The 11,131-nt window shown below is 63.5% G+C and carries 10 protein-coding genes and 1 pseudogene; 5 read left to right on the top strand and 6 right to left on the bottom strand.

What is annotated here, in order from left to right:
• Positions 1-210: 210 nt before the first annotated feature.
• Positions 211-570 (bottom strand): hypothetical protein, encoded by a 360-nt coding sequence (locus J7557_RS09340; protein ID WP_291419577.1) that lies wholly within the window; start codon positions 568-570, stop codon positions 211-213.
• Between the two features lie 398 nt (positions 571-968).
• Between J7557_RS09340 and purU the strand changes: the two genes are divergently transcribed.
• Complete coding sequence (purU, locus tag J7557_RS09335) at positions 969-1,823, top strand: formyltetrahydrofolate deformylase (protein ID WP_291419575.1); 855 nt, start codon at positions 969-971, stop codon at positions 1,821-1,823.
• A 44-nt stretch (positions 1,824-1,867) separates the two neighbouring features.
• Here the strand turns inward: purU and J7557_RS09330 are convergent, their stop codons facing one another.
• The 5 genes and pseudogenes from J7557_RS09330 to J7557_RS09310 all read right to left on the bottom strand — a co-directional run bounded on the left by J7557_RS09330 (position 1,868) and on the right by J7557_RS09310 (position 7,716).
• Positions 1,868-2,308: an Rrf2 family transcriptional regulator gene (locus J7557_RS09330; protein ID WP_291419573.1), complete on the bottom strand. Its 441-nt coding sequence runs from the start codon at positions 2,306-2,308 to the stop codon at positions 1,868-1,870.
• 653 nt (positions 2,309-2,961) lie between these two features.
• Positions 2,962-4,740: pseudogene (locus tag J7557_RS09325) on the bottom strand (cation:proton antiporter); the annotation flags it as partial.
• Positions 4,741-4,887: 147 nt separating this feature from the next.
• Complete coding sequence (locus tag J7557_RS09320) at positions 4,888-5,979, bottom strand: ATP-dependent RecD-like DNA helicase (protein ID WP_291419572.1); 1,092 nt, start codon at positions 5,977-5,979, stop codon at positions 4,888-4,890.
• Complete coding sequence (locus J7557_RS09315; RefSeq protein ID WP_291419570.1) at positions 5,979-6,662, bottom strand: fumarylacetoacetate hydrolase family protein; 684 nt, start codon at positions 6,660-6,662, stop codon at positions 5,979-5,981. The genes J7557_RS09320 and J7557_RS09315 overlap by 1 nt, the downstream gene beginning before the upstream one ends.
• Positions 6,655-7,716 carry an aldo/keto reductase gene (locus J7557_RS09310; protein ID WP_291419568.1) on the bottom strand — a complete coding sequence of 354 codons (1,062 nt, stop codon included), beginning with the start codon at positions 7,714-7,716 and terminating at the stop codon, positions 6,655-6,657. The genes J7557_RS09315 and J7557_RS09310 overlap by 8 nt, the downstream gene beginning before the upstream one ends.
• 134 nt (positions 7,717-7,850) lie before the next feature.
• Between J7557_RS09310 and J7557_RS09305 the strand changes: the two genes are divergently transcribed.
• From J7557_RS09305 to J7557_RS09290, 4 genes are all read left to right on the top strand, one after another.
• A complete protein-coding gene (locus tag J7557_RS09305) occupies positions 7,851-8,219 on the top strand; it encodes a GFA family protein (RefSeq protein ID WP_291419566.1) in 369 nt (122 codons plus the stop codon).
• A gap of 28 nt (positions 8,220-8,247) precedes the next feature.
• Positions 8,248-9,114 carry an EamA family transporter gene (locus J7557_RS09300; RefSeq protein ID WP_291419564.1) on the top strand — a complete coding sequence of 289 codons (867 nt, stop codon included), beginning with the start codon at positions 8,248-8,250 and terminating at the stop codon, positions 9,112-9,114.
• A gap of 59 nt (positions 9,115-9,173) precedes the next feature.
• Positions 9,174-9,575: a YciI family protein gene (locus J7557_RS09295; RefSeq protein WP_291419562.1), complete on the top strand. Its 402-nt coding sequence runs from the start codon at positions 9,174-9,176 to the stop codon at positions 9,573-9,575.
• Positions 9,576-9,670: 95 nt separating this feature from the next.
• Positions 9,671-11,125, top strand: coding sequence for a GumC family protein (locus tag J7557_RS09290; protein WP_291419560.1), 1,455 nt, complete (start codon positions 9,671-9,673; stop codon positions 11,123-11,125).
• Positions 11,126-11,131: the final 6 nt, after the last annotated feature.

Raw genomic sequence — 11,131 nt, 5'->3', positions numbered from 1 at the left:
TGGGGTTTTGCGGTCCAGCTTGCCGTCGGAAGCATCCGGGGATGCAACGGGGGCTCACTGCCGCTTGGCCGGTGGTCGGCATCCACGCATCCGCCTGAGCGACCTCAAGCAGCCCGTCTTCCCGCCCGGCACTTCGTCGGTGCCGCGTGTTAGCGGCGGGAACGGGCAAAGAATGGCACGGTTTTACGGGGCGGGGATAAGATGGATAGATCAGGCCGGCAGGCCCTGCACCAGCCAACCATCCTCGCGAAAACTGTCGGGATCGGAATGGGCGCGGCGGAAGGCCGAAAGGCCGGCTTCGGCATCGCCGAGCGCGCGGCGCAGCGGCTCCGGCGCGATTTCCGCGCCCGCAGGCAGGCGCAGCAGGGACCGGCTGCCGGGCTCGCGCGAGATCAGGCGATAGATATCGGCCATGAACCGCCTGATCGCGACAGCCATGAGGCCGGTGACCGGATCATTTTCGCGGCGCAGGGACAGCTCGAACTGCAACTCTTCGAGCTGTTCGCTGAGGCGCTGGTGTTCGGAAACCTGGTGGCCGGGAATGGCGCTCTTTTCAATGAAACTGGGCATGGGTGCGGCTCCTCTCTCTTGACGGAGAGTGTGCGGCCGGATTGCGCAGGCGGGGATAGATTTGGCTGCGCCTCGCCTATGCGAAGTTTTTGTGACTGGACAGCTCCGGCGAACGGGCGCAAGCTCCCCTCATGTTCAACCAACTTTAAGGAGGTGATCCAGTGTCTTTTGAGAATGCGGTACTCGATAGAGGTCTGGGATTGAAGGTGATGTCGGGGAGTGATCTCTGCTAACACCAACCTCCTAGGCCCTCGAGGCCTATGACTCAGGGAAGGGCCGCTCCATGGAGCGGCCCTTTTCCATTTTCGCGGCAGGGGACAAGATGGGCGGCGTTTGGGCTTGACGGAAATCTCCAAGCCATTGATACCGCTGGCCGACACCTTCCTCGGAGGCCCATCTTGTCCTCGGCCAATTTCGTCCTGACCCTTTCCTGCACCGACCGTCCCGGCATTGTTGCCGCCGTGACCACGGAGCTGGCGGCGCTCAACGCCAATATCGCTGAATCCAACCAGTTCTGGGACAAGGAAACCGGTCGTTTCTTCATGCGCCTCGCCTTCACCGCGCCCGAGGGCGTGGGCCGGGAGAAAATCGAAAAGGCGCTGAAGTCGCCGATCGAGCGTTTTGACATGAAGACCGCGCTCAGCGATGAAAGCCGCCGCAAGCAGATCGTTATTTTGGTCAGCAAGTTCGACCATACGCTGCTGCACCTGCTCTATCAGATCCGCGTCGGCTGGCTCGACGCCGAAGTCGCCGCGGTGATTTCCAACCACGAAGACGCCCGCAAGATTGCCGAAGATGCCGGCATTCCCTTCCACCACCTGCCGGTGACCAAGGACACCAAGGCGGCGCAGGAGGCCCAGGTGCTCGACATCGTCAAGACGGTCGGCGCCGATCTCGTCGTGCTCGCCCGCTACATGCAGGTGCTTTCAGACAACCTGTCCACGCGCCTCTTTGGCCAGGTGATCAATATTCACCACTCGTTCCTGCCCAGTTTCAAGGGCGCCAAGCCCTATCACCAGGCCCATGAGCGCGGCGTAAAAATCATCGGCGCGACGGCGCATTATGTTACGCCCGACCTCGACGAAGGTCCGATCATCGAGCAGGAAACCGCCCGCGTCACCCATGCGCTGAGCCCGGACGATCTCGTCGCCGCCGGCCGCGATATCGAAAGCCGCGTTTTGGCTCGCGCGGTAAAGCTGCACCTTGAAAGCCGGGTCATGCTCAACGGCAAGAAGACGGTGGTCTTCGGCTGAGGGGTTTCACACCCACAGTGTCATCCCCGCGATGGGAGCTGGCCTCAGGCGACTTCGTCGATCGGCAGGTCTTCGAGATTGAGAGAATCCGCAAGACTCGTGCTGTCGAGCACGGCACGGGTGGCGAGAGTTACCCGCTCGAAGACGTGGCGGATCTCGCACGAACTCTCGTCCTTGCAGTCCTCGCACTTGCGATAGGCAATCTTTGAGAGGCAGGGCAAAGGCGCGATCGGACCGTCGATCAGGCGCAGCACTTCGCCATACTTGATCTCCTCGGGCGCCTTGACCAGCTCATAGCCGCCCATGCGGCCGCGCCGGCTCGAAACCATGCCGGCGCGCTTTAATTCAAGCAGGATCTGTTCGAGGAATTTTTTCGGGATCGCCTGGTCGCGGGAAATTTCGCCGATCATGCGGCTCTCGCCCCGCCCGGCCCGGGCCAGTGCCACAAGGGCTCGTAGCGCATATTTGGCCTTTTGCGACATCATGGCGCCAGCTACTCCCTCGGCTCCGGCTTGACCACCGGCACGTCCGGCTCGGCTTTTTTGGGTTCGTCGTCCTGCGGCTCCGGCGCTGGTTCATCGGCCTCCGTGGGCGCAGGATCGGTTTCGGACGGCCCCGTATTCTCGACCGTGTCGCCTGAAACATCTGTTTCCGGCGGCGGCAGGGTTTCGACCGTTTCGGCCGCGGGCTCGGACGCCGTTTCCGGAGACTTGGCCGGCAGGACGATGATCTCGTCGATAGCAGGCGGCGCTTCGCCGATGGACGGAGTGTCCTCTGCCGCGGGCTCCTGGGTTTCGGCCGGCTCGAGCACGACCAGTTCCGCCGATGGCGTCTCGTCTGCCGCGGCGTCTACCTGATTGGTCGGTTCCAGCACGACAAGTTCGGCCGGTGGAACTTCGGCTGGCTCCGGCTCCGGGGCCGGCGGGGGCAGGTCGACGACGGCGGGCGCTTCGATGACCGCGATGGTTTCGGCAGGCTCTGGTTCCACCGGTGTTTCGACGGCGGCAGGCATGGGGATGATCGGTTCGGCGACGGCAACGATGGCAGCGGCCTGAGCCAGGATATTTTCGCTCGGCGGCAGGGGGCCGGCGGGTTCCGTCGATGCCGGCTGTGCCGGCAATTCATCGCGTAGCAGGCCCAAAATGCCCTTGCCGATTTCGCGCTCGCCACGAATGACAATGGTGGCGCCGAGGCCGCGGAGGAAGTCTTCCTCTTCCTCGGAATAGGCGCGGGCGATGATGCTGATCTCGGGATTGAGCTTTCGCCCGCTCTCGCAGACCGTGCCGGCCTCGAAAGCATTGGAAATGGCAACGACGAGGTTTTTCGCCTGGCCGAGATTGGCGAGTTTCAGCGTCGCCTGGCTTGCCGCATTGCCATAGATGACCTCGAGCCCCGCGGCGCGCGCGGCGGCGACGTCGTGGTCGGAATCCTCGATCACCACGATGGAGCGGCCGGCGGCCTTGAGCCCATCGGCAACGATGCGCCCGACCTGACCATAGCCGACCAGCACGGAATGACCCGTGACGGTGAGGGGTTCGACGACATCGTCATCCGGCCCCGGCGCCCCGCGCTCGATGGCGGCTTCGCGCGGCATGTCGGTGGTTGCCGGCCCCAATGAGGCGGCGGAAAGCCCGGCGGGCTCGACCCGGGTTTCCGGCGTCGCGACGGCGACGCGGGGGCCGAAGCGGGCTTCGACGCGCGGGCGCAAAAATTCGAGAAGGAAGAAGACGATGGGGTTGAGGACGATGGAGATCAGCGCGCCGGCGAGGATCAGGTCCTGCCCCTCTTCGGGCATGATGGCAAGGCTCACGCCCATACTGGCGAGGATGAAGGAGAATTCGCCGATCTGCGCCAGGCTCGCCGAAATGGTCAGCGCCGTGCCCGCCGGGCGGCGGAACAGCAGGACGATGGCAAAGGCGGCAAGGGACTTGCCGACGACGATGATGAAGACCGTCGCCAGCACCGGCAGCGGATCGGTGAGGATGATGGTCGGGTCGAAGAGCATGCCGACCGAGACGAAGAACAAAACCGCAAAAGCGTCGCGCAGCGGCAGCGTTTCATTGGCGGCGCGATGGCTGAGTTCGCTTTCCGAAAGGATCATGCCGGCGAAGAACGCGCCGAGCGCCAGGGATACGCCGAAAAGCACCGCCGAACCCAGGGCGACTCCAAGCGCAATCGAGAGCACGGCCAGACGGAAAAGTTCGCGGCTGCCGGTATGGGCGGTGAAATGCAGCGCCCAGGGAATGACGCGGCGCCCGACGATCAGCATGAAGCCGACAAAGGCGGCGATTTTCACCAATGTGATCGCAAGCACGCCCCAGATGCCGACATCGGCATTGAAGATGCGCTCGACGAAAGACACGAAGGGATCGTGCACGCCCGTATCGGTGCCGTTGAGCCCGGCAAAGGCGGGGATCAGAACCAGCGCCAGCACCATGGCGAGGTCTTCGACGATGAGCCAGCCGACGGCGATGCGGCCGCGCTCGCTCTCGATGAGGCGGCGATCCTGCAGCGCCTTCAAAAGCACGACGGTGGACGCGACCGAGAGGGCGAGACCAAAGAGCAGCGAGCCGCCGAGATCCCAGCCGAGCAGGGTACCAAGACCCGCGCCGAGTGCCGTCGCCACCGCGATCTGGGCGATGGCGCCGGGAATGGCGAGGGCCCGCACGCTCATCAGGTCCTTGAGCGAGAAGTGGAGACCGACGCCGAACATGAGAAGAATGACGCCGAGTTCGGCCAATTCGGCGCCCAGCGCCTGATCGGCGACGAAGCCGGGCGTATAGGGACCGGCCAAAACGCCGGCAAAGAGATAGCCGACAAGAGGGGGCAGGCGCAGCTTACTGGCCAGCATCCCGAAAATATAGGCCAGCACCAAACCCGCGACGATCGTGGTGATCAGGGGGGTATCGTGGTGCATCGGCCGTCCTCCGGGGCGAGAAACTCTAGTATGATGATGGGGTATCACCGTGTCAGGCGCAAGAAGCAAAGGCCTCGAAAGATCAATCCCTTGGCTCAGGCGCGACAGAAACTCTAGAGAGAGGGCAAACTTGGCTGAACTGTGACTTCAGCTGATGATGGTGATGCGCTCGGCGGCGCGGGTAATGCCGGTATAGAGCCAGCGCGCCCGCTCTTCGCGGAACACGAAGCTTTCGTCGAAAAGATAGACATTGTCCCACTGGCTGCCCTGCGCCTTATGGACGGTGAGGCAATAGCCGAAGGTGAACTCGTCGAACTGCCGCCGCTCGGCCCAGGCCATGCCCTCCTCTTCGCCCGCGAAGAAGGCTTTGTGAGTAAGGACCTTCGCTTCGCCCTTGCCTTCGTCATCGGCGAGGAGCAGTGACCATTTTCCGTTGGTGCGGCGCGTCGCGTCGGTGACGATCCAGATCTGGCCGTTGAGGAGCTTTTTGCGCGGATTGTTGCGCAGGCAAACCATGCGGTCGCCCACGACCGGCTCATGGAAGGGCAGGCCCTTCAGCTCGCGCAACCGGTCATTATAGGTAAGGCGCGTCTTGTTGCGGCCGACCAGAACCTGATCGGCTTCGAGCACGGCGTCGCGATCGACCTTGTCGCGGCCGACGACGATGCTCTCGCCATAGCGGCCGTGTTCGAGAAAGCCGCCTTCGCGCACGGCCATGGAGAGCTGGATGATGGGGTTGTCGGCGGCCTGGCGGTGAATTTCGGTGAGCATGACGTCGGGTTCTTCGGTGGTGAAGAACCCTGCGCCCTGTACCGGAGGCAACTGGAAGGGGTCGCCGAGAACGAGGATTTTTACGCCGAAGGAGAGGAGATCGGCACCGAGCTGTTCATCGACCATCGACACTTCGTCGATAACGATGAGATCGGCATCGGCCGCCGGGCTTTCCGGATCGAGCACGAAGCGCGGCTCGCCATCGCCTTCGGAAACCAGCGTATAGATCAGCGAGTGAATGGTCTGCGCGCCCTTGCAGCCACGTTTTCGCATGACGAGCGCGGCCTTGCCGGTAAAGGCGGCATATTTGACCGAACGGATATCCTGCGCCAGATGTACGGCGAGCGTCGACTTGCCGGTGCCGGCCCAGCCGAACAGGCGAAAGACCTGCGGACCGTTCTCGTCCTTGAGCCATTTGGACACGGCGATGAGCGCCGCATCCTGCTGTGCGGACCAGACAGGCGCCATCAGTCGATCACCGTGCGCACCGTGCCGACGCCTTCGATCCGGCCTTCGATGACGTCGCCGGGCACGACTTCGCCGACGCCGGCGGGGGTGCCGGTCATGATGATGTCGCCAGCCTTGAGATCAACGAACTGGCTGAGAAAAGCGATGGTCTCGGCAACGTTCCAGATCTGGTCGCCGAGATCGCCGCGCTGGCGTTCGGCGCCATTGACAGAAAGCGTGATTCTTCCCGTTGCCGGATGGCCGATGGCACTGGCGGGCTCGATGGTGCCGATGGGGGCGGAATGGTCAAAACCCTTGGCCATTTCCCAGGGGCGGCCGGCCTTCTTGGCAATGGCCTGAAGATCGCGCCGGGTCATGTCGAGGCCGCAGGCATAGCCATAGACGTGGTCGAGCGCATCTTCGGGGTCGATATCACTGCCGTCCTTGCCGATGGCGACGACCAGTTCCACTTCGTGCTGAAAGTCATCGGTTTTCGGCGGATAGGGGATTGCCGCGCCGCCGACCACGACCGCATCGGCGGGCTTGGCAAAGAAGAAGGGCGGGTCGCGCACGTCATTTCCCATTTCCTTGATGTGCTCGGCATAGTTGCGGCCGACGCAATAGACGCGCCGCACCGCATAGAGCCCCCCGCGGGCGATGGGGATGGACACGGGCGCATGCGGCTCGAACAGGAAATCAGCCACGCGAAAACTCCTTGGCATAGGGCCCGATGAGGTCGAGATCGACGGGGCTCAAGCGGTCCTGTGCACTAAACGACTGGTGCCAATAGGGATAGAGCAGCGGCGGGCGGCTGATATCGTCAAGGCGCTTGCGCTCCTCGGCGCTGAGCACGAAACTGGCCGCGGCGATATTGTCGCGGAACTGCGCTTCATTGCGCCCGCCGATGATGACCGAGGTAACGCCGGGCCGGCCGAGCAGCCAGGAGAGCGCCACCTGCGCGCCGGAAACGCCCCGGGCCTCGGCAATAGCCACCAGTGTATCGATGACCGAATAGAGCTTTTCCCAATCATAGACCGGCGGCTCGCGGAACCCGCCGACATGACGACCAGAATCCGGGCCTCCGTCTCGGCGATATTTGCCGGACAGCAACCCGCCGGCCAGCGGCGACCAGACCAGAATACCAAGGCCCTGGTCCTGCGAGACAGGGACGAGTTCATATTCGGCGTCGCGGCTATGCAGCGAATAGTGGATCTGCTGGGAGATGAAGCGGGCGCCGTGCCGTTTGTCGGCGGCCATCAGCGCCTTCATCATGTGCCAGCCGGAATAGTTGGAGCAGCCGATATAGCGCACATGGCCATGACGCACGAGCGTATCGAGCGCTTCCATCGTCTCGTCGATGGGCGTTTTGCCGTCCCATTCGTGCACCTGATAGAGGTCGATCACATCGGTCTTGAGGCGCTTCAGGCTCGCCTTGCACTGCTCGATGATGTGATGCCGCGAGAGGCCAATATCGTTGGGCCCGTCGCCCATCTTGAAGCGGACCTTCGTCGCGATCAGCGCTTTCTGGCGACGGCCATTTTCCTTGAGAATGTCGCCTAAAATTTCTTCCGAGACACCGGCATTGTAGACATTTGCCGTATCATAGAGGTTGATGCCGGCGTCGAGGCAGAGGTCGACCTGCCGCGCCGCGTCAGTGGGACTGGTATTGCCGATCTTCTCGCTGCCGCCAAAGGTCATCGTTCCCATGGTGAGAACCGAGACTTTGAGACCCGAGCGTCCGAGATAGCGATACTCCATCGACATTCCTCCTTTGTTCCGGCGCTTCAGGGCTAAAGAATTGCGGGATTCGGGTCAATCTTGCTCTTCGCAATTTGCTTGTCTGGAGCGCGCCGAAACGGCTAAGCAGCAGCAACGGACGAGGGAAATGAAGCATGCCGGATGCAGTCGAGGACATCATCGCCACCTGCCATTGCGGCACCGTGACGATCCGGCTCCCCAAGGCTCCCTCGGAAATCACCCACTGCAACTGCAGCCTCTGCCGCCGCTATGGCGTGCTTTGGGCCTATTACGAGATTGCCGACGTGGTGATCGCGACCAAGAGACCCACCGACACCTATGCCTGGGGCGGCAAGAATGTTGATTTCCATCGCTGTTTCGACTGCGGTTGCGTCACCCATTGGTACCCCCGCAAATCCAGTCGGACGAGTCTCGGCGTAAACGCCAGACTGCTCGATCAGAAGCTGCTCTCAGCCGCCGATGTGCGCTACAAGGATTCTGCGGGCACCGGCCTTTTCCATTGACCGCGCCCAACTGCTGAAAGCCTTCGCCTTGCGGCCCCAATCCATTCTCGTTCCCGTCCTGCTTGTCACCCTGGGCATGGTTTTTACCCAGACCGGTGCCAGCTTTGCCAAAATGCTGTTTCCGCTGGTGGGCGCCAATGGCGCGACGGCGCTGCGCCTGACCCTGGCAGCCATTGTCCTCGTCCTTGTCTTCCGGCCCTGGCGCTACAGGCTTGATCGGGCGCAATGGCGGGCCGTGTTGCTCTATGGCGCGGTGATGGGGGCGATGAACCTCTTCTTCTATGCCGCGCTCGAACACATTCCCCTGGGGATCGCCGTGGCGCTCGAATTTACCGGCCCTCTGGCCGTGGCGCTGTTCGGCGCGCGAAAGCCGCTCGATTTCATCTGGATTGCCCTGGCAGTCTGCGGCTTTGCCACGCTGCTGCCCTGGACCGGTTTTGCCGGCGACATTTCTCCGCTCGGCATTGGCCTCGCGCTCTGTGCCGGGGCGTGCTGGGCCGGCTATATCATTTTTGGACAGAAGGCTGGGACCGGTGGCGGCGCCCATATCGCTGCGCTGGGTGTGGCGACGGCGGCGCTGATTGCCCTGCCCTTCGGCATTGCCAGCGCCGGTCCGCTCTTGATCGATCCGGCCATCCTGCCGCTGGGGCTGGCCGTTGCGCTTCTCTCCAGCGCCATTCCCTATGCGCTCGATATGGTTGCCCTGCCCCATATTCCGGCGCGGGTCTTCGGCATCTTGATGAGCGGGCAGCCGGCCCTTGCGGCGCTGTCCGGGCTCGTCATCCTCGGCGAAAAACTGACGCCGGGGCAGGTGGCGGGCATGGCGGCGATCATCGTGGCCTCCATCGGCGCCACGGCGACTATTGCCCGGCCGGCAGAGGAGCCCCAGCCCTAAAGACTGGATTTTCGCGTCGCGATGGGCATAGTGCGTCCCTCGGGAGAGGAAGGTGCAACATGCTCTATGCCGTTTTGTGCTATAATGACGAGAAGGCCGTTTCCACCTGGACCAAGGAGGAAGACGATGCCTGCATGATGAGGCTCGGCCGGGTGCAGGACGAATTGCGCAGTGAAGGCCGGCTCGGCCCGGTGGTGCGCCTGCAGAATACCACGGAAGCCAAGACCCTGCGCAAGGCCAATGGCGAACACGTGGTCTTTGACGGCCCCTTTGCCGAGACCAAGGAACAGTTTCTGGGCTTTTACGTCGCCGATGTGGGCACGATAGACGAGGCCGTCGATTTCGCCAGGAAGCTGGCCATCGCCAATCCCGGCCTCGGCTCCTATGAAATCCGCCCGCTTCGCGTCTATCTGCCGAGCGCCCTGCCGAGCGAGGCCATGGTCGCCGAACCGGCGGAATAAGCAGGTTCTCCTTAACCTCGTTGGGCAATAGGCCGCGCGAAATGTCTGGTTCCGGCCTATATTTAGGCTCGGATTTCCAGAGACCGTCGGGCCCCATGTACCAATCCCTCAAACCAGACGCAGCAGCGCCGCAGCCCAGTGCTGTGCCGTTGCGCGCGGTTGAGGGCACGCCGGCCGCCACGGCGCCGAAGCGGCCGGGGCCAAACCCCTTGGCGGGCATTACCCCCTTCATGATCATCGGCTGGGTCAGGCGCTTCTGGATTGTCGTCGTCGTCCTGGCCGTGCTCGGCGCCCTTGCCGGCTATGCCGCCGGCACGCTGATCCCGCCGCGCTATACCAGCTATTCCGATATCCTGCTCGACCCCAACGACCTGCAGCTTGTGGCCGACGATCTCTATACCCGCGTCGCCCAGGGCGAGGCGCAGTTGATCGATGTCGAAAGCAAGATGCGGATCCTCAGTTCCATCAGCGTGCTGGGCCGTGTCGTCGATCAGCTCGACCTGACCCAGGATCCCGAATTCGTCGATGCCGACAATGCCTCGGCATCGGCCGATGACAAGCGCATCGCCGCCGTCCGGACGCTGGGCGACCGCGTCCGCGTCAGTCGTGAAGAGCGCTCCTATGTGGTCACGACCTCGGTCTGGGCCAATACGCCGGAAAAATCGGCGGCCATCACCGATGCCGTGGTCAATGCCTTCCTGATCGAACTGGCGGCAGTGGAATCCGATGGCGCGCGCAATGCCTCCGACGCGCTGAACCAGCGGCTGGCCGAACTGCGCAATGATGCGGCCAAGGCTGAAGGCGCCGTGGTCGACTATCGCCGCGAGCATGGCCTGCCGGCGACCGGCGATGGCCAGCTCAGCACCCAGACGGCGGTGCAGATCAATACCCAGGTCGATACTGCCCGCGAAACCCTGATCGCGGCGGAGGCGCGCTATGCGGCGCTGACCTCAGGAACCGGCGGCGGTTCGCAGGAATCGGAAACGCTGTCTAAGCTGCGGACCGAATATGCGACGGCCAAGCAGAAGGCCGACGCCCTTGCCGCCACTCTTGGCCCCCGCCATCCGAGCCTGGCGACGGCCCGCGCCGAACAGACCGCCTTGCAGGGCGAAATCGATCAGGAAGTCTCCCGTATCGTCGAGGCAGCCCGGATCGACCTGCAGCGGGCCCGTGATGTCTTCGATCAGTTGAGCAATGCCGCCGGCACCCAGCTCGGCAGCGTCTTCTCGGACGAACAGGCCCAGCTCGAACTGCGCCAGCTCGAGCGCACCGCGACCTCGACCGTGGCCATTTATGAGGCCTATCTGACCCGCGCCCAGCAGGTGGCCGAACGCAGCCAGCTCAATACCAGCAAGGTGCGCGTCATTTCGCCGGCCATGGCGCCAATTGCGCGCAGCTATCCGCCGCGCACGGCTCTGCTCGCCGCCGGCGGGCTGGTCGGTGGCCTTCTCGCGGGATTGGCGCTCGCCGCCGGCCTCGGCTTTCTCCAGTATCTTTTTCTGACGACGCGGCCCCGGCCGGCCGCACCGCCGCGCATGCGCGCCGCCTGAGGGTCA

This window comes from Devosia sp. (genome assembly GCF_017744655.1).
Lineage (GTDB): Bacteria > Pseudomonadota > Alphaproteobacteria > Rhizobiales > Devosiaceae > Devosia.
Note: the sequence above shows the minus strand (reverse complement) of the source record. Positions and strands in the feature narration are given on the sequence as shown.

Bases quoted from the DNA above. Each gene is read 5' to 3' on its own strand.
- J7557_RS09340 (WP_291419577.1), bottom strand. From the start codon at position 570: ATGCCCAGTTTCATTGAAAAGAGCGCCATTCCCGGCCACCAGGTTTCC.
- J7557_RS09330 (WP_291419573.1), bottom strand. From the start codon at position 2,308: ATGATGTCGCAAAAGGCCAAATATGCGCTACGAGCCCTTGTGGCACTG.
- J7557_RS09320 (WP_291419572.1), bottom strand. From the start codon at position 5,979: ATGGCGCCTGTCTGGTCCGCACAGCAGGATGCGGCGCTCATCGCCGTG.
- J7557_RS09310 (WP_291419568.1), bottom strand. From the start codon at position 7,716: ATGGAGTATCGCTATCTCGGACGCTCGGGTCTCAAAGTCTCGGTTCTC.
- J7557_RS09305 (WP_291419566.1), top strand. From the start codon at position 7,851: ATGCCGGATGCAGTCGAGGACATCATCGCCACCTGCCATTGCGGCACC.
- J7557_RS09295 (WP_291419562.1), top strand. From the start codon at position 9,174: ATGCTCTATGCCGTTTTGTGCTATAATGACGAGAAGGCCGTTTCCACC.
- J7557_RS09290 (WP_291419560.1), top strand. From the start codon at position 9,671: ATGTACCAATCCCTCAAACCAGACGCAGCAGCGCCGCAGCCCAGTGCT.